Origin of the sequence: Collimonas sp. OK242 (assembly GCF_900107095.1) — a bacterium.
Lineage (GTDB): Bacteria > Pseudomonadota > Gammaproteobacteria > Burkholderiales > Burkholderiaceae_D > Collimonas.
The window spans coordinates 15015-32162 of sequence record NZ_FNOR01000011.1; the positions used below are offsets into that span (position 1 = coordinate 15015).

A 17148-nucleotide genomic window follows, 5' to 3' on the forward strand; every position below is an offset into this window, starting at 1 on the left:
TCAGGTTGCGCGTTATTGCGCAGCATATTGGTTTAGAGGCCGCATTTCAAAAGGGATTCACCCATGTCGCAATTTCGTTTTTCCGTATTGGCAAGCGCACTTTCCCTAGCGTTTTCAACCTCCTCCGCATGCTCGCAAACGCCGCCCGAATCGGATCAGAAAAAAATCAGCTCCGATGCAACTCGTCAATCTTCATCGACAACAGAACATGAATTGACAGCGTTGGATGTCACCACCCAACGGACAAAAAGCGATTTAATGCGCCCGACGCGTCAGGTCAATGTGATCGAGCACGAAGAGTTGGAGGAGCTACGTCAAGGCTCCGGCAGTTTTGCTACGCTGTTGAGCAAAATCATAGCTGGCATGGCAGATTCCAGCCACACCGTCAGTGATTTCGGGCAAACACTGCGCGGCCGGAATATGCTGGTGCTGGTGGACGGTATTCCGCTCAATACCAATCGGGATTCTGCTCGAAATCTGGCCAGTATCAATCCTGCCAGCATTCAGCAAGTCGAAGTTCTGCGGGGTAGCAGTGCGATCTATGGCAGTGGTGCGACCGGCGGCATTATCTACGTGACAACCCGTCCGGCTGGTGGCGAACCCTACGCCGAGACCACGTTTTCAGCGACATCGCCGCTATCCCGTCTAGGTAAAGATGGGCTGGGTGGACAGGTTCAGCATTATCTTTCGGGTAGCAATGGCATCATCGACTACGCACTCGATATTGACATGCAGCATAGCGGCGCCTCGTACGATGGCCGCGGAAATCGTCTGGCGCCGGAACCAAGCCAGGGCGATATGTTCGATAGCAATGCTTATAGCATCGGCGGAAAAATCGGCATGCGCATCGATCGTGATCAGCGCCTGCAATTTGCAGCCAGCCATTACGACGCTAGTCAGGATACTGATTACGGCTCCGATCCTTCAGTTGCCAAACTAGCCGCAGGAACGGCAACTGCGCGCGCCATCAAAGGCTTGCAGTTGGCGGATCAAAACCAGATCAGGAATACCTTGTTAAGCGCCGATTATCAGCATCAGGATTTTTTTGGGAGCACGCTCTCCGCCCAACTTTATTATCGCGATTTTTTCACGCGTTTCCCGCCATTCGATGCACGTGCGGTATCGACCCGTGGCAACAATGTGGATCAAGTGATGCAGAACACCAGCGTGCTTGGCAGCCGGGTCACGCTCAAGACGCCTTTGACTGCCGACAAGAAAACCCAACTGACCTGGGGCATGGACTTTAACCAGGAACGTAGCGACATGCCCACCAACATTTTCGATCCGGCTGCCTACGACGCCAGCGGCGGCCTGGTGTTTAACAAGATCGGCACCCTGACCTACATGCCGTCGCTGACCACCCGCAGCATCGGCGCCTTTGGCCAGTTGCAGCACAAGTTCAACCAGCAATGGTCGGTGGAAGGCGGCGTGCGATATGAACATGCCAATGCCAGGTTCAACGATTTCATCCCGTTGTCTCAATACCGCGCAGCGAATCCGCAAGCGGTCAAAGGCGGTTCAGTCAGTTACGGCTCATGGCTGCTGAACCTCGGCGCTACCTATTCACCGGTGAAACAGCAAGAGTTCTACGCCTCGTTCAGCCAAGGCTTCCAGCTACCGGATATCGGCCTGCAGATCAGGAATGCAACGCCGCGCTTCGACATCGCGTCGTCCAATCTCGAGCCAGTGACAACCAACAATTATGAATTGGGCTGGCGTGGCGCATTTGATAATATGCTGACTTCGCTGGCGGTGTTTTACACAAGCTCCAAGCTGGGTGATGTGCAAAGTTTCAACAATGGTCTGATCTTGACGCGTACCAGCGAAAAAATCCTGGGTGTCGAAGGCAGCCTGGATTATTTGCCGGATGATTCCGTGTGGGGTGCGGGTGGCACCATGACCTGGATGCGCGGCCGCGAACTGCCGCAAAACGCTGTCAGCGATCAGGTTATGACTGGCTATCGCATCCCGCCGCTGAAACTGACCAGCTATATTCAATACAAACCGAACAGCCGTTGGAGCAATCGCTTGCAGGCCACCTATTTTGCGGCACGGGATTATCGCCTGAACGGCCAGAACAGCTTTGGCCGCCGGGAAGTCGGCAGCTATACGACACTTGATCTTGTCAGCCGTTACCAGCTTGGCAAGAAAGATACTATCAGCGGCGGTGTAGAGAACCTGCTCAACCGTCATTACTATCCGCTTTACAGTCAGCTGATGCGCAACAGTAACAACACCAGCCGCCTGCCCGCCCCGGGAGCGGTGCTGAAGGTAAGTTACAACCATGTCTGGTAAAGGCGGCGGCCAACTTAACTGAAGATGCGAGAGATGGCACTAAGTGAATTACGGAAATACTGCGCGCAATTACGCCAGCGCCACCTGCCCCACCAGAGTCTGCAATAGCGACTGGCCGTACAGCCAGTCGCCGAGATTGGATTCGGCATTGATATGCCCAAGCGCGCCGGCATCGACGTATTCCGCGCCCCAGACTTGCGCCCAGTGACGGGCGCGCCGGCTTTCCATCCACGGATCGTTGAGGCTGCCGACCACGATCGACGGCAGCGGCAGGCGTCCGTTCACCGCCTCACTGACGTCGAATTTGTCCGGATCGGCCGGCGCCACCAGCAAGGCCCCGGCCAGATTCGGAATCTCGTTCAGGGCGCTGTGCACCGTAGTCAGGCAACCAAAGCTATGGGCGATCGCCAAAGCGGGTTGCTCCGACTGGCGCAACTGTTGCTGCAAGCGCTCCGACCAGACTTCCAGCAGCGGCGCATCCCAGTGCGCTTGCTCAACCCGTTCGAAAGTTGGATACAGCCGTTGCCATCGGGATTGCCAATGCAGCGGGCCGCTGCCATATAGCCCCGGCACTACCAACACACGAAACGATGAGAGCGTATTCATGTTCAATTTCTGTCAAGTGTCTCTGTCGATATGCCATCTTGCTGCAATGGCGGTGAATCGGCGAATGCATGCAGCGCCGCCTGCGGCAGATCCCACAAAAAACCTTGCGCATGCAAGGGATGGGCGCTGATCCTTGCCAGTTGCTGCAACACCTCCAGATCGCGCGGCTTTTCAAGGCGCTTGAAAATCACCTGGATTCCGCGTGTCGCGCATACTTCCAGCAGACGCGTAGTCTGCTCATCATGCGTGACGCCGCGCGCATCGATCTTGATCACATCCGGCTTCACCCTTTCCAGCAAGGCCGCGGCTTGCGCCACGTCGTCGGCATTCACCGCCAGCCGGAAATGATTGCGCCGGTAATTGTCCAGCACATAGTTTAGCAGCCAGCCCTGGTTCTCGGTAATGGCCGGCAGCTGCAGCACTATCCTGTCATGCGGTAAACCGAGCAGGTTCAGGATACGCCGGAACGCCATGCCGTGATTGCTGTCGACCGCCGCCAGCAGACGTGCATGTACGCTCAGGTACAAATCGCCCGCCGCAGCATCTTCCTGCCGATAAAAATTGATCGAATGCAGCATGCGGCACAGACGATCCAGTGCTATCGATTCGTCGTCGCTGGCCGCATGATCCAGCAATTTCCACAGATACAGGCCGTTGTCGCTGGCCGAATAGCTGTGGGCAAAACCCTCATACCCGACGATGGCGCCCTTACCCGCACCCGCTTCAATCCGGCGCAAGGGCTGGAATACGCTGGTCAGCGCGGTATTGAAATAACGTCCCTGCGCGCGTCCGCCGCCATCCAGCCAGACTCGGCACCCGCTACGGACATCGTTGCGGTTCGGGTCATCCCTGGCGCCGTTCAAACGGGCCAGATACTGCTCCAGTGCGGGAAAGGACATGGCTTGTCTCGATATGATCAATAGTCGGAAGGATGGCTCAGATCTTGGCGATCGATACTTCGGTAGCTTTTACCAGCGCCACCACTTCGGTGCCGATCACCAGTCCCAGGTCCTTGACCGAACGGGTAGTGATCACCGAAGTGACGATGCCGGCCGGTGTCTCGACATCGACTTCCGACACCACGATGCCTTCGATGATTGCCCTGATCTTGCCCTTGAACTGATTACGCACATTGATAGCTTGGATAGTCATGGTTTTTTCCTGAAAAATGCGAATGAATAAAGAGTGAATGAAATTTTCTGATTGCAAAAGAATTACAGTTTGGCGATGGATACTTCAGTGGCCTTCACCAGCGCCACCACTTCCGATCCGACCACCAGTTCCAGATCGCGTACCGAGCGAGTGGTGATGACGGAGGAAACGATGCCGGAAGGGGTTTCGATGTCGAGCGCGGATAGCACCTCGTCCTCGGTAATGCTCTGTATCCTGCCGCGGAACTGGTTGCGGACGTTAATTGCCTGGATGCTCATGGTTTCTCCTTTGGTGATGCGGCCACATCAAAATGACGTCAAAACAACTTCGGAATTACACTCAAATTACGCCCGGATCAGATAGCCCAGCCAACCTGGCTGACCGTCCGCTGCAGCGAGATATCGCCCAGCGCCGAATCAAACTGCGGCGCCGGATGCTTCAGCACGCGCGCCAGGATCCGCTCCTCCAGTTGCGCAAAAGCCGGGTTGCCGCGAGCCCGCGGACGCTGCAGCCTGATCCGTTCATCCAGTGTGATCTCACCGTCCTCGATCAGCAGCACGCGATCCGCCAGGGCAATCGCCTCTTGCACATCATGCGTCACCAGCACCGCGGTAAACCCGCGCTCCTTCCATAATGATTCGATCAGTTGCTGCATGTCGATACGGGTCAAGGCATCCAGCGCACCCAGCGGCTCGTCCAGCAACAGCAAGTCCGGCTCATGCACCAGCGCCCGCGCCAACGCTACCCGCTGCCGCTGGCCGCCGGACAATACCGCCGGCCACTCGCCGGCACGGTCTTCCAGGCCTACCTGGGTCAAGGCTCTGAGCGAAGCCGGCGAGGCGCGCGGCAAACCCAGGCCGACATTGTTCAGCACGCGCTTCCACGGCAACAGACGCGAATCCTGAAACATGATGCGAATTTCAGGCTTGTTTTCAAACTTATCGCCGCGCGCGCCAAAGCCGATGTCACCGTTGCCCGGCTGTTCCAGCCCCGCGATCAAGCGCAGCAATGTGCTTTTTCCGCAACCGCTACGGCCGACGATGGCGACGAATTCACCGGCCGCAATCTCGACATTGAGCGTCTTCAGTACCTCCCGGCCGGCATACGATTTGGATACCGAGCGCACTCGAATGCCGACACCACGGCCAGCATCAAGCCGAACTGCAAGCTGGACGGCAGCGTTGACTTCGGCATTTTCAACAGGATCAATTTGCATCTTCGCGCTCACCTTCGCATTCATCTTTTCCAACTCTCATTTACGACGTCCCTACTGGTAACCCGGATGCCAGCGCAGCCAGTAACGCTCCAGCAGGCGCGCCAGGATATCGGCCAGCTTGCCCAGCAAGGCGTAGAGCAGGATACCTACCAGCACCACATCGGTTTGCAGGAATTCACGCGCATTCATGGTCATGTAGCCTATGCCCGCCTGCGCCGAAATGGTTTCGGCAACGATCAACAGAACCCACACCAGGCCCAGTGCGAAGCGCACGCCGACCAGTATCGACGGCAATGCCCCCGGCAAGATCACATCGCGGTACAAGGGCCAGCCGGACAAGCCGTAACTCTTGGCCATCTCGATCAAACCCTTGTCGACCGAACGGATGCCATGAAAGGTATTCAGATACACCGGGAAAAATACACCTATCGAGACCAGGAACAGTTTTGACGATTCATCGATGCCGAACCACAGGATCACCAAAGGGATCAAGGCCAGCGCCGGAATATTGCGGATCATCTGGATGCTGGTATCGAGCAGGGTTTCCGCCTGCTTGAACGTCCCGGTCAGCAAACCCAGCAACAAGCCCAGGCCGCCGCCCACGGCAAACCCGGAAATCGCACGCCAGGCGCTGATCCGCACATGCGTCCACAGTTCGCCGGATAGCGCCAGCGACCAGGCGGCGCGGGCCACGGCCCATGGCTCCGGCAAGATCCGGCTCGACAGCCAACCGGCCTTGGCGGCACACTCCCAGGCCAAAATCAAAGCCACCGGCAACAACCAAGGGAACAGGCGTTCTTTCCAAATCGCTGCAGCCTGGCTCGCTTTTTTATGCGCCGCGCCAGCTTGCGGCCGCTGCGACTGCTGCTCAGCAATGGGGTCCACTGCTGTAATGATTGCGCTCATATCAATTCCTTCAACTTTGCGATGCTTTCGGCAGCAAGCCGTTGGCAATCACTTCGCCAAATGGCCCCGTCAACGCTTGCTCGCCGCTAGCCGCACGCCCTTTGCCCAATAGCGGGAAAACCAGTTCGGCAAAACGGTAAGATTCTTCCAGATGCGGATAACCAGAAAGAATGAATGTGTCTATGCCCAGCGCCGCATATTCCTGCATCCGTGCCGCCACGGTTTCCGCAGCGCCGACCAGCGCCGTGCCGGCGCCGCCGCGCACCAGGCCGACGCCGGCCCACAGGTTTGGCGATACTTCCAGCTTGTCGCGGCGACCGCCATGCAAAGCCGCCATGCGCCGCTGTCCTTCCGAATCCATCTTGGAAAACGCTGCCTGCGCCCTGGCAATGACATCGTCATCGACATGGCTGATCAAATCCTCTGCCGCCGCCCACGCCGCCTGATTGGTTTCCCGTACGATCACATGCAAGCGAATCCCGAAGCGCACGGTGCGGCCATGCCTGGCGGCGCGTGCACGAATGTCGGCAATCTTTTCAGCCACCGCGGCTGGCGGCTCGCCCCAGGTCAGGTAGACATCAACCTGCTCCGCGGCCAGCTCATGCGCCGGCTCCGAGGAACCGCCGAAATATAAAGGCGGATATGGTTTCTGCACCGGCGGGTAAAGTGTCTTTGCGCCCTTGACCTTGATGTGCTTGCCGATGAAGTTGTAACCGGATTCGCCGCCCTCGCCAGACAAAGCGCCGCGCCACACCTTCAGGAATTCCGAAGAAATTTCATAACGCTCGGCGTGCTCGGCGAACAAGCCGTCGGCTTCCAGTTCGGCCTGGTCGCCGCCGGTAACCACGTTGATCAACAAGCGCCCATTCGACAAGCGATCGAAAGTCGACGCCATGCGGATCGCCAGGCCTGGCGTGCTCAAGCCGGGCCGGACCGCCACCAGGAATTTCAGGCGCTGGGTGAAACCGAGCAAACTCGAGGCGACCACCCAGGCATCTTCGCAAGAGCGTCCGGTCGGCAGCAATACGCCGTCATAACCGAGGGTATCGGCGGCTACCGCGATCTGCTTCATGTAATCGAAATTGACCGGGCGCGCCCCCTGCGAGGTGCCGAGATAACGGCTGTCACCGTGGGTGGGAATAAACCAGAAAACGTTCATGACTGCTTCCGTATTGGTTGATTAATCTGTTTTTCGAATTTCACTGCTGCGCCAGCGGCGCATTCTTTGGCTGCCAGATGACATCGGCCACTTTGACAGCGCGCGGGATCAAGCCGATTTCCTTGAAACTATCGGCGACACGCTGTTGATCGATCGCCATGACCGGACTGATTAGCGCGGTCGGCGACGGACTGGCGCGACGGCTCAGGAACAGATGCACGGTCGCCAGGTTCAAGCCGCTGACATCGGAGATCAGTTGCGCCACTTCCTTGCGATTCTGTCGCACGTAGCGATCGGCTTTGGTCAGTTCGTCCAGCAAGCTCAATACCGTGCCAGGATAGTTTTCGGCAAAACCGCGCGCCGCCAGATAGAAGGAATTATTGTCGGACAAGCCACGGCCGCTGCTCAGTACCCGCGGTTTGAAACTCAGCTCGGCGGCGCCGTAGTACGGATCCCAGATCGCCCAGGCATCGACGCTGCCACGTTCGAACGCGGCGCGGGCATCGGCCGGCGCCAGATAAATCGGCTGGATGTCGGTCCACGCCAGGCCAGCTTTCCTGACCGCCTGCAGCAGCAGGAAGTGCGCACTGGAACCTTTTTGCAAGGCGATCCGCTTGCCTTTCAAATCCACCAGGGTCTTGATCGCCGAAGCGGCTTGCACCAATATCGCAGAACTCTCAGGCTTCGGCGGCTCGGCGCCGACATACAGCAAGTCCTTGTTGGCAGCCTGGGCAAACACCGGCGGGCTATCTCCGGTCATGCCGAAATCAAGACTGCCGGCGGACAAAGCCTCCAGCAGCTGCGGACCGGCGGGAAATTCCAGCCAGACTATCTTGCTGTTCTTGAAGCGTTGTTCCAGCGTGTTGCGTTGTTTCAGGACCACCAGATTGACCGCGCTTTTTTGAAAGCCGATGCGTATCTGTTCAGGTTCTTTTTTGTCGGCCAAGGGTTGCGCTTGCAACGGACCTGGCGACAACAAAGCTGATAATAATAGAAACGTCAATGGAAGCGCCAGCAGCAAACGGCGATGGAGGAAAGCGATAGCCATGATGTCCGGCCTTCTCAAGATTTAGGAGGAAACAGCACGGCGTCACGCGTCGAAATCTTCTTTGGTATCAGTTTCAATTCATAGAAGGCATCGGCGATCTTTTGCTGTTCGTCCAGCACCTTGTTATCGATCGGTTTGTAAATGTGGGCGTAATGCCTGAGGCCGGCTTCGACCACCTCCGGCTCCAAGCCCTGGATCGGCGCCAGTTGCAGCGCTGCTTCCTTGTAATTGGCGCGTATCCAGCGCCCTTCTTTATCGACCTCTTCCATGACAGTATTCATCACCACTTGATTTTTTGAGGCGTATTTGCGCGCACTCAGGAAGAACTGGTGATGGCTGACGGCGCCGCTGCCGCTGGCCAGGACTTTGGCGTCGAGTTGCTTGATCGCTGCCGTTTGGAATGGATCCCAGATCGCCCAGGCATCGACCGCACCGCGCTCGAAAGCCGCGCGGGCATCGGCCGGCGCCAGGTAGATGGGCTGGAATTCACTGTAGGCGATACCGCCTTTCTTGAGCAGGCTGATGACCAGCCAATGCACATCGGACCCCTTATTGAAGGCTATTTTCTTGCCCTTCAATTGCGCCGGCGATGTGATCGGCGAGTTCTTCGGCACCAGGATGCTTTCTGCCTCCGGCGTCGGGATTTCGTAAGCGCTGTACACAAAATCAGCGCCCGCCGCCTGCGCAATGATAGGCGGCGCTTCACCGACATAACCGAAGTCGACCGAGCCGACATTCAAGGCTTCCAGCAATTGCGGACCGGCGGCGAACTCGGCCCATTTCACCTCAATGCCCTGGGCCGCCAGGATTTTTTCCAATGCGCCATGGGCTTTCAGCAATACCAGGGTACTGGCGGCTTTCTGATAACCGATACGCAGCACCTGTTTTTCCTGCGCCTGCGCCAGCTGCGGCGCGCTAACCGCAAACGCACCGGCGGCGACTGCGGAGAGCAACGTCAGCACGTGGCGTCTTGTGTATTTGTTTCTAGTCGAGGCTATCATTGCTGGTTTCCTGATTTTTTAGGCAAAACGATCCCCTCCATCAGCGACGATGGAATTTTTCAAACTGCTGGGCGGGATAAATTGTTAGCTAGTTGATTGGCTATCCGAGTGGATTTTCCTGCTACACGCTACATCGCACCTGCGCAAACGGAATCGGATCGAAATCGTTCGCGCTACCCTTGCGTAACGCCAGCAAGCTATCCGATAACTGCTGCACACCTTCGTTAATCCGCTGGAAGAGATTCTGGTCCAGGCTCAAACCTTCCTGTTCCGACCATTGCACCTGCGCTTCCGTCGCATAAATGCTGGGCAGTACATGCCTGGCGGCCAGCGACGACAATACCGGCCGCAAGGCGTAGTCCAGCGCCAGCATGTGCGATTGACTGCCGCCTGTGGCCAGCGGCAGCACCAGCTTGCCGGCCAGGCCAAACTGCGGCAGCAGATCGAGAAACGCCTTTAGCGCACCGCTATAGGCCGCCTTGTAGACCGGCGTCGCCACCACTACTGCCGTCGCTTGCGCCACTTGCGCCAGCGCGGCCTGAATCAGCGTGTTGTTGAAATCGGCGCGTAGCAATGCATCGCCCGGCAGATCCCGCACATCCAGTTTGCTGTATCGATGTCCTAGCAACGCCAATTTTTCACCTGTGTAATGCAGCAATCGGGTAGAACTCGAAGGCGCTGACGGGCTGCCAGCCAATAACAAAATAGTCATCTGTTGCAATCTTGAAACGCCCCTGCCAGGCAGGGCCGTTGAGTCTTTACGATCAATTCGATCAGCCGGCTTATTTCACGCCAGGCTGATAAATCTTATCGAACACACCGCCATCGCTGAAATGGACTTTCTGCGCATTTTTCCAACCGCCGAAAGTGTCGTCTATGGTGAACAGACTCAGCTTCGGAAATTTAGCCGCATACTTGGCGGCGACTTTAGGATCGATAGGACGATAGTAATTGTGGGCGGCGATTTCCTGCCCTTGCGGCGAGTACAAGTACTCCAGATAGGCTTGCGCCACCTTGCGTGTGCCGCGCTTGTCGACCACCTTGTCGACCACCGCCACCGGCGGCTCAGCCAGGATGCTCAGCGATGGAAACACGGTATCGAACTTGCCTTTGCCGAATTCCGCTTCGACCAGGTAAGCCTCGTTTTCCCACGACAGCAGCACATCGCCTACACCGCGTTCGGCAAAGGTGACAGTCGAGCCGCGCGCGCCGGAATCCAGCACCGGTACGTTCTTATACAGGCGCGAAATGAAATCGCGCGCCTTGGCGTCGTCGCCATGGTTCTTCTTCAGGGCATAGCCGTAAGCTGCCAGATAAGCCCAGCGCGCGCCGCCGGAAGTCTTTGGATTAGCCACCACCACCGATACGCCGGGCTTGACCAGATCGTCCCAGTCCTTGATGCCCTTGGGATTACCCTTGCGCACCAATAACACGATGGTCGAGGTGTATGGCGTGCTGTTATGCGGCAAACGTTGTTGCCAGTCGGCCGGCAACAACTTGGCCTTTGCGGAAATTTCATCGATATCGTAAGCCAGCGCCAGAGTCACCACGTCGGCTTCCAGGCCGTCGATCACTGAGCGCCCCTGCTTGCCCGAACCGCCGTGCGATGCCTTCAGAGTGAGGTTGTCGCCGGTCTTTTCTTTCCAGTACTTGGCAAAAGCCTTGTTGTACTCTTGATACAACTCACGCGTAGGATCGTAAGAAACATTGAGCAGCGAAACATCCGCCGCATGCACAATCGGTGCGCTCTGCGCTACCAAGGCGACGGCGATCGCCGCACGAACGATTTTCTTCAACATGTTCCGCTTCCCTCGTAAATGTTTTTTGTTTTGAGGAATACAGATTAATGAGGCCACCTGGAAAACAGAACGAATTCTTTCTTCTCTCCTTATGCTAAAAACAGATATGCATGGATTGCCCGGATGAATAAGGGGGATGCTTATTCCTGTTGAATTGGCATAAAGCCGCCAAGACGGGCGCTGGCAGCGACCAGCAGCAGCGCGCAACCCAATCCGGCGAAGGCGACGCTTAAACTGGTAGCGTGCGCCACAAAGCCGATCAGGGCGGGGCCGGCCAGAATACCGGCATAGCCGATGGTGGTGATGGCAGCAATTGCCAGGCTGGCCGGCATCGCCGCCTGCCTGCCGGCAGCGGAAAACAGGATAGGCACGATGTTGGATGCCCCCAGGCCGACCAGCACAAACCCGAGCAGCGCGATACCGGCTGTAGTCGCAAACACCGCCACAAAAAAACCGCCGGCGGCAAACAGGCCGCCCAGCAGCAGCACGCGCTTGCCGCCGAAACGCCTGACGATGCGGTCGCCACTGAGACGGCCGCTGGTCATGGCGATGGCGAAAGCAGCGTAGCCGAGTCCGCCCTGGCTGGCAGCCAGACCGCGCGTGGCTGTCAGGAACAAGGCGCTCCAGTCGAGAATGGCGCCCTCCACCAGGAATACGATAAAACACAGCACGCCGATAAAAATCACTGCGCCATGCGGCAGCACGAATAATGCGCCACCAGCGCTCGGTTCCGGCTCGCGCAATAAGTGCGGGCCGGCCGCCGCCAGCACTAGCGCTGCGATAACCGCAGCCACGACGCTGGCCCAGAATGGACTCAAGCCACTCCAAAGCAGCAATGCCATGCCGCCGGCGCCGACAAAACCGCCGACACTGAACAGTCCGTGAAAACCGGACATGAGCGCGCCGCCGCTCGCTTTTTCCACCATCACTGCATGGATATTCATGGCAACGTCCAGGGTGCCGATGGCGGCACCGAACAGGAACAGAGCGATAGCCAGCTGCAACGGACTGGCTGCCAGCGACAGGCAGGGAAGCAGCACGCTAGCCAGGCCGCCGGCAATCAGAACCACACGCCGGCAACCCAGGCGCGCCGCCAGCACCCCGGTCAGCGGCATGGCGAGCAGCGAGCCGACACCGAGGCACAATAAAAGAAGTCCAAGCTCTGCTTCCTCCAGCCCCAGCCGCGTTTTGACATACGGCACCAGCGGCGCCCAGGCCGCCATGGCCAGGCCTGCGGTAAGGAAGGCCAGACGGGTCGCCAAGCGTTGTTCAGGACCGATATTGTTCATTGCATGATCTCCGGAAGCGGCTGCATTTAGTCTTCACTCAGCCTTTGCATACATCAGCTGCACACCTTGCCGGGCAAAGCCATCGGCCTGGCCACTGTCTACGTCAGATTCGAGCACCAGATGGGTGAGATGCGCTACGGGCAGCACCGCATAGTTCGCAGCGGTGCCGAGTTTTTCACTGGTGGCAGCTACCAGCACCGATTTGCTGATTGCTGCCAGGCTGCGTTTGAATTCGGCTTCTTCGTAGTTAAAACAGGTAACGCCGGCTTCGACATCGACGCCGCAGCCGCCCAGAAAGAAAATGTCGGGACGTATGCGCTCCGCGTCGCGCAGCGCGGCGGCGCCCAGGTTAGCGCCGGTACGGCGATCGAAGCGGCCGCCGATCATGATCAGTTCGATTGCCGGCCGATCCTGCAAGGCCAACGCCACCGCGGCGGCATTGGTGATGACGGTGAGCGGCAATTCCGGTAAAGCCGCGGCAATCGCCAGGTTGGTCGAACCGGCATCGATGAACAGCACGCTGTCGGCAACCACCAGCGATACCGCTGACCGCGCCAACCGTGCTTTGCGCTCCGGCGCCAGGGTACGCCGCTCAGCCAAAGGCCCAGCCGCCGGAGACGGCGCTAACGCACCGCCATACACCCGTGTGCACCAGCCGGCCGCAGCCAGATCGCGCAGGTCGCGCCGGATGGTGTCTTCCGAAACGCTCAGTTGCTGCGCCAGATCCAGTGCCAGTACCCGGCCGTCGGCCTGCAGGCGTTGCCGGATGAATGCGTGACGTTCTTTGAGAAGGAGATTGGCGGTGTTCATATCGATCCATATCATGCACAAACAAGTGTAAATATACACAAACGTGCAGACATCATCAATAGAAAGCCGCAACAGGCCCTTTTCGGCGGTTTTAGGTTTTAAGCTTGAGTCAGGACAGGGTAGAGAATGACGGCCCAGGTGGCGACAGCAAGCACACAGGTCAGCAGCACCGCGGCGCTGCCAAAATCCTTGGCGTTCTTGGAGAGTGGATTGCGCTCCAGCGAGACCCTGTCTACCACCGCTTCGATCGCCGAATTGATCAGCTCGATGATGATGATCCAGACCAGCACTGCGATCAGCATCAGTTTTTGCACCGGGGTGACCGGCAACAGCAAGGCGACGATGATGCCGGGAATCACAATCATCAATTCCTGGCGGAATGCATGCTCGTTTTTCCAGGCTGATTTGAAACCCTCCGCCGAATAAAAGAAAGCTGAAAAAATCCTCTTGAATCCGCTGGTGCTCTTGAATTCGCTGATCGGCTGCTGCGACTCTTGCGGTTGCGGTGATTGCTTGTTTTCGCTCATGCTGTGCTGGTTCTGATGGCTAGCTGGAGATGCCAGGCTTGCCTTGATGGAAACGCAGGTTTGCGTGAGTGAATTTTAACAGCCTTGCTGCGCTGCACGCCAAATGCTTTTCTTTTGATTGCGAGAGCAATGCCGGCTCGTGGCGGCACTCTAATCGATGACGATAGCGAAGCACAACTTTTCACATTATGATATAAACATTCCATTGCAATGCACCATTACTCCAATGAAAACAGCCACTCCCGACGACGCCGATAAAATTTCGATCCAGGTCATAGAGCGCATGATCTCGCTACTCGATACCTTGGCGCTCTACCCTGATCCGGTCAGCCTGAAAGAATTATCCGCAGTCACCGGCTTGCATCCTTCGACAGCGCACAGGATTCTCAACGACCTGGTGGTAAAGCGCTTCGTCGACCGCTCCGAACCGGGCAGTTATCGGCTTGGCATGCGCCTGCTGGAATTGGGCAACGTCGTCAAAAGCCGGCTGAATGTGCGCGAGGCGGCGCTCGACTTCATGCGCGGGCTGCATCGCAAGACCAACCAGACCGTCAACCTGTCGGTGCGCCAAAGCGATGAAATCGTCTACATCGACCGCGCGTTTTCAGAACGTTCGGGCATGCAGGTAGTGCGCGCCATCGGCGGCCGCGCGCCATTGCACCTGACTTCTACCGGTAAATTGTTTTTATCCATCGACGATCCGAAAATGGTCCGTGCCTACGCTACCCGCACCGGACTGGCCGGACACAACAAGAATTCCATCACCGATCTGGGCAAGCTGGAGCGCGAATTGAGCCTGGTGCGCGCATTGGGTTACGCGCGCGATAACGAAGAACTCGAACTCGGCGTGCGCTGCATGGCCGCCGGTATCCGCGACGATTCGGGCAAGATGGTCGCCGGCTTGTCGATCTCCGCACCGGCCGATCGCCTGCAAGAGGAATGGGTCGAAGATCTGATCAGCACTGCGAATCAGATTTCCGCGGTGCTGGGCTACACAGCGTAGGGTGGGCAAGTTCTGCCGCCCACGCGGCAGCTGCAAACGCAATGAGAATTTGAGATAACACTTGGGCGCTTCGTGCCCGCCCTACGCCTGTCGTTATCCGCACTCGGCAATCAGTGCCCGGCACAAAAAAAAACAGAGTTTATTCATCAGTCCGCTGACGAATAAACTCTGTTTTTTCTATCGGATTACAGCCTGGATTACGCTCGCATCTCAGGTTTGGCCGTCAGCGATTTTTACGCGCGTCAGGGCTGCAGGATGTGAATCCGCCAGCCATTTGCGAACCCGGTCGGCATCCGCCTGGCGCGAATACTTGCCGCGCGAATCGAGGAACACCATCACGATCTGGCGACCGTCGATGGTAGTTTGCATGACCATGCAACGGCCGGCTTCGTTAATGTATCCGGTCTTTTGCAAACCGATCTGCCACTCAGGTTTGTCTACCAGGTGATTGGAGGTCGAATATTGCAACGGACGTCCGCCCGGCTCCACCACATATTTTGAATCTGTAGAATACTGGCGAATCACCGGATGTTGGTAGGCGGCCATGACCAGACGCGACAAATCGCGGGCGCTGGCGACATTCAGATGCGACAGCCCGGTCGAATCGACATAATGGGTTTCGCTCATGCCCAGGGCCTTGGCCTTGGCATTCATGGCGGCCACAAAGGCCGGCAAGCCGCCTGGATAGTTACGGCCAAGCGCCGATGCGGCGCGATTCTCCGAACTCATCAAGGCGATGTGCAGCATGTCGGCGCGGGTCAATTGCGAACCGATACGCAGACGCGAGCTGCTGTGCTTTTCGCGATCGATATCGTCATCGGTCACGGCCAGCACCTCGTTCATGTCCTGCTTCGATTCAACCACCACCATACTGGTCATCAGCTTGGTCAGCGAGGCGATCGGCAATGCGACCTGGGAATTTTTATCCAGCAGTACTTCCGAACTATTCTGATCCAGCACCAGCGCTACGCTGGATTTCAACTCGAGCGGATCGCGCGTCAAATTCAATCCCGCCTGCTCACCTGCAGACAGGACTGGCGGCAAAGCCGGTACCGCCGGTGAGAATGCCACGCGCTGGTAAGTTACTTTGCGGCGGCCATGAACCATCGCCACTTTCCTCACCAGCTTTTCATTTTTATCGAAAGACGCCGTATTGCTGCCGCCACGCGCAGCGATCACGGCATGTTTTCTGGAGCCGGCTTTGGCTACGGTTTTCTTGTGGGCAGAAGCAGCGCTAGCCGCTGATTTTTTAGCGGCTTTTTTGGTGGTGCTTTGTGTTGTTTGGTCAGAAGCAAGAGCAGCGGGCGCGTTCGCGAGCACGAGGGAGAGTGACAAAAAAACAATTAACGCGGATTTGCCCATTTGCGGCTCCAATATGCGGCGATCTATAACTTTGTGGCAGTGTAGGCAAATATCGAAAAAATCGCAAGAGAATTAGATAGTTAGCGCACTAAATTAAACAACTTTCGATGTCGGGACGACGATTTGCGACATAGATTTTACCGCAACTCATCGGCCCGGTATTTACTTTAGTATCGACTACTTAAACGTGACATTCAAGCAATATTGCATCAATTGAAAAAGAATAATCACCTTGCAGATTGAAATACGTCGTCACCTCTGACGGTGCGCTATCCCACAGAGACTTGATCGCAACTACCCGCTCGGCAGGCGTACGCATTCTGGCTACCCAGGTATCGAACTGCAACGGCAATTTCCAGCTCTGGTCGGCAGTTGGGCGCAAGCCTGCCTGATTCAGCAACTGGCGCCAGCTGGACAAGCTGCGATTACGTACGTGCGAAGTGTCGCGCAGCAATTCGACGGACTGGAAGTAGGTGTCGCTCAAGACATCCTCCGGCGCCGCGGTATCGATCACGATGCACATGCCGCCCGGCTTCAATACGCGCGCCATCTCGGCCAGCGCTTCCGGCAGCCTGGTCCAGTGATGCGCGCTAAACCGCGTGCACACCAGATCGAAGCAGGCGTCGGCAAAGGGCATGCGTTCGGCACTACCCTGCTGCACGTGCAGATTTTTCAAACCGCGCTCGGCAGCGGCATGCTGCACTACATCCAGCATTTCTGTAGCCAGGTCGTACGCGATTACCGTGCCGATATGCGGCGCAATGGCGAAAGCGGCATGTCCTGCGCCGCAACCGACATCGAGCGCTTTGCCTTGCGGAAACCGGCCGGCATAGGCGGCGAGTTGCTGTAAATCCGCGCCTTGGGCGTGAACCGTGCTGGTCAGGTAAGCGGCAGCGGTGCTGCCGAATTGTTCAGAAACCACTTTATCGTGATTGCGGGCGACGATCATCAGTTTTCTCCTCAGAAATGAGTCAA

The 17148-nt window shown here is 57.3% G+C and carries 18 protein-coding genes; 2 read left to right on the forward strand and 16 right to left on the reverse strand.

What is annotated here, in order from left to right; genetic code table 11:
* Window positions 1-63: 63 nt before the first annotated feature.
* The gene (locus BLV81_RS13465) at window positions 64-2295 is read left to right on the forward strand and encodes a TonB-dependent receptor (protein WP_092357034.1); all 2232 of its coding nucleotides are present in this window, start codon (window positions 64-66) and stop codon (window positions 2293-2295) included.
* Between the two features lie 69 nt (window positions 2296-2364).
* On the opposite strand, the gene BLV81_RS13470 is transcribed toward BLV81_RS13465, so the two are convergent.
* The 14 genes from BLV81_RS13470 to BLV81_RS13535 form a co-directional block, all read right to left on the reverse strand.
* Window positions 2365-2901, reverse strand: coding sequence for an RBBP9/YdeN family alpha/beta hydrolase (locus BLV81_RS13470; protein ID WP_092357037.1), 537 nt, complete (start codon window positions 2899-2901; stop codon window positions 2365-2367).
* Window positions 2902-2903: 2 nt separating this feature from the next.
* Window positions 2904-3800: an EAL domain-containing protein gene (locus BLV81_RS13475; protein WP_092357040.1), complete on the reverse strand. Its 897-nt coding sequence runs from the start codon at window positions 3798-3800 to the stop codon at window positions 2904-2906.
* A 37-nt stretch (window positions 3801-3837) separates the two neighbouring features.
* Window positions 3838-4053 (reverse strand): TOBE domain-containing protein, encoded by a 216-nt coding sequence (locus BLV81_RS13480; protein WP_092357043.1) that lies wholly within the window; start codon window positions 4051-4053, stop codon window positions 3838-3840.
* A 62-nt stretch (window positions 4054-4115) separates the two neighbouring features.
* Window positions 4116-4331, reverse strand: a complete 216-nt coding sequence (locus BLV81_RS13485; RefSeq protein ID WP_092357046.1) for a TOBE domain-containing protein — start codon at window positions 4329-4331, stop codon at window positions 4116-4118.
* 77 nt (window positions 4332-4408) lie between these two features.
* Window positions 4409-5269, reverse strand: coding sequence for an ATP-binding cassette domain-containing protein (locus BLV81_RS13490; RefSeq protein ID WP_092357367.1), 861 nt, complete (start codon window positions 5267-5269; stop codon window positions 4409-4411).
* 51 nt (window positions 5270-5320) lie between these two features.
* Window positions 5321-6175, reverse strand: coding sequence for an aliphatic sulfonate ABC transporter permease SsuC (gene ssuC / locus BLV81_RS13495; RefSeq protein WP_092357049.1), 855 nt, complete (start codon window positions 6173-6175; stop codon window positions 5321-5323).
* A 10-nt stretch (window positions 6176-6185) separates the two neighbouring features.
* Window positions 6186-7334, reverse strand: a complete 1149-nt coding sequence (gene ssuD / locus BLV81_RS13500) for an FMNH2-dependent alkanesulfonate monooxygenase (RefSeq protein ID WP_092357052.1) — start codon at window positions 7332-7334, stop codon at window positions 6186-6188.
* A gap of 40 nt (window positions 7335-7374) precedes the next feature.
* A complete protein-coding gene (locus BLV81_RS13505) occupies window positions 7375-8382 on the reverse strand; it encodes an aliphatic sulfonate ABC transporter substrate-binding protein (RefSeq protein WP_092357055.1) in 1008 nt (335 codons plus the stop codon).
* Window positions 8383-8396: 14 nt separating this feature from the next.
* Window positions 8397-9383, reverse strand: a complete 987-nt coding sequence (locus BLV81_RS13510; protein WP_092357058.1) for an aliphatic sulfonate ABC transporter substrate-binding protein — start codon at window positions 9381-9383, stop codon at window positions 8397-8399.
* Window positions 9384-9504: 121 nt separating this feature from the next.
* Entirely contained in the window at window positions 9505-10095 is a 591-nt protein-coding gene (gene ssuE / locus BLV81_RS13515; protein ID WP_092357061.1) for an NADPH-dependent FMN reductase, read from the reverse strand.
* Window positions 10096-10165: 70 nt separating this feature from the next.
* Window positions 10166-11182 (reverse strand): sulfate ABC transporter substrate-binding protein, encoded by a 1017-nt coding sequence (locus BLV81_RS13520; RefSeq protein ID WP_092357063.1) that lies wholly within the window; start codon window positions 11180-11182, stop codon window positions 10166-10168.
* A 140-nt stretch (window positions 11183-11322) separates the two neighbouring features.
* Window positions 11323-12471, reverse strand: a complete 1149-nt coding sequence (locus tag BLV81_RS13525; RefSeq protein WP_092357066.1) for an MFS transporter — start codon at window positions 12469-12471, stop codon at window positions 11323-11325.
* Window positions 12472-12504: 33 nt separating this feature from the next.
* Complete coding sequence (locus tag BLV81_RS13530) at window positions 12505-13281, reverse strand: DeoR/GlpR family DNA-binding transcription regulator (protein ID WP_092357369.1); 777 nt, start codon at window positions 13279-13281, stop codon at window positions 12505-12507.
* Window positions 13282-13379: 98 nt separating this feature from the next.
* A complete protein-coding gene (locus tag BLV81_RS13535; protein ID WP_092357069.1) occupies window positions 13380-13808 on the reverse strand; it encodes a diacylglycerol kinase in 429 nt (142 codons plus the stop codon).
* A 226-nt stretch (window positions 13809-14034) separates the two neighbouring features.
* Between BLV81_RS13535 and BLV81_RS13540 the strand changes: the two genes are divergently transcribed.
* The gene (locus BLV81_RS13540; protein WP_092357072.1) at window positions 14035-14811 is read left to right on the forward strand and encodes an IclR family transcriptional regulator; all 777 of its coding nucleotides are present in this window, start codon (window positions 14035-14037) and stop codon (window positions 14809-14811) included.
* A gap of 210 nt (window positions 14812-15021) precedes the next feature.
* Here BLV81_RS13540 and pbpG read toward each other — a convergent pair whose 3' ends face one another.
* On the reverse strand, window positions 15022-16173 hold the full coding sequence (gene pbpG / locus BLV81_RS13545; protein ID WP_092357075.1) for a D-alanyl-D-alanine endopeptidase: 1152 nt from the start codon (window positions 16171-16173) through the stop codon (window positions 15022-15024).
* Between the two features lie 181 nt (window positions 16174-16354).
* Window positions 16355-17122, reverse strand: coding sequence for a class I SAM-dependent methyltransferase (locus BLV81_RS13550; RefSeq protein ID WP_092357078.1), 768 nt, complete (start codon window positions 17120-17122; stop codon window positions 16355-16357).
* Window positions 17123-17148: the final 26 nt, after the last annotated feature.

What these genes read in the sequence shown, in the direction of transcription:
- BLV81_RS13465 (WP_092357034.1), top strand. Translation starts at nt 64, where the DNA reads ATGTCGCAATTTCGTTTTTCCGTATTGGCAAGCGCACTTTCCCTAGCG.
- BLV81_RS13470 (WP_092357037.1), bottom strand. Translation starts at nt 2,901, where the DNA reads ATGAATACGCTCTCATCGTTTCGTGTGTTGGTAGTGCCGGGGCTATAT.
- BLV81_RS13475 (WP_092357040.1), bottom strand. Translation starts at nt 3,800, where the DNA reads ATGTCCTTTCCCGCACTGGAGCAGTATCTGGCCCGTTTGAACGGCGCC.
- BLV81_RS13480 (WP_092357043.1), bottom strand. Translation starts at nt 4,053, where the DNA reads ATGACTATCCAAGCTATCAATGTGCGTAATCAGTTCAAGGGCAAGATC.
- BLV81_RS13485 (WP_092357046.1), bottom strand. Translation starts at nt 4,331, where the DNA reads ATGAGCATCCAGGCAATTAACGTCCGCAACCAGTTCCGCGGCAGGATA.
- BLV81_RS13490 (WP_092357367.1), bottom strand. Translation starts at nt 5,269, where the DNA reads ATGCAAATTGATCCTGTTGAAAATGCCGAAGTCAACGCTGCCGTCCAG.
- ssuC (WP_092357049.1), bottom strand. Translation starts at nt 6,175, where the DNA reads ATGAGCGCAATCATTACAGCAGTGGACCCCATTGCTGAGCAGCAGTCG.
- ssuD (WP_092357052.1), bottom strand. Translation starts at nt 7,334, where the DNA reads ATGAACGTTTTCTGGTTTATTCCCACCCACGGTGACAGCCGTTATCTC.
- BLV81_RS13505 (WP_092357055.1), bottom strand. Translation starts at nt 8,382, where the DNA reads ATGGCTATCGCTTTCCTCCATCGCCGTTTGCTGCTGGCGCTTCCATTG.
- BLV81_RS13510 (WP_092357058.1), bottom strand. Translation starts at nt 9,383, where the DNA reads ATGATAGCCTCGACTAGAAACAAATACACAAGACGCCACGTGCTGACG.
- ssuE (WP_092357061.1), bottom strand. Translation starts at nt 10,095, where the DNA reads ATGACTATTTTGTTATTGGCTGGCAGCCCGTCAGCGCCTTCGAGTTCT.
- BLV81_RS13520 (WP_092357063.1), bottom strand. Translation starts at nt 11,182, where the DNA reads ATGTTGAAGAAAATCGTTCGTGCGGCGATCGCCGTCGCCTTGGTAGCG.
- BLV81_RS13525 (WP_092357066.1), bottom strand. Translation starts at nt 12,471, where the DNA reads ATGAACAATATCGGTCCTGAACAACGCTTGGCGACCCGTCTGGCCTTC.
- BLV81_RS13530 (WP_092357369.1), bottom strand. Translation starts at nt 13,281, where the DNA reads ATGAACACCGCCAATCTCCTTCTCAAAGAACGTCACGCATTCATCCGG.
- BLV81_RS13535 (WP_092357069.1), bottom strand. Translation starts at nt 13,808, where the DNA reads ATGAGCGAAAACAAGCAATCACCGCAACCGCAAGAGTCGCAGCAGCCG.
- BLV81_RS13540 (WP_092357072.1), top strand. Translation starts at nt 14,035, where the DNA reads ATGAAAACAGCCACTCCCGACGACGCCGATAAAATTTCGATCCAGGTC.
- pbpG (WP_092357075.1), bottom strand. Translation starts at nt 16,173, where the DNA reads ATGGGCAAATCCGCGTTAATTGTTTTTTTGTCACTCTCCCTCGTGCTC.
- BLV81_RS13550 (WP_092357078.1), bottom strand. Translation starts at nt 17,122, where the DNA reads ATGATCGTCGCCCGCAATCACGATAAAGTGGTTTCTGAACAATTCGGC.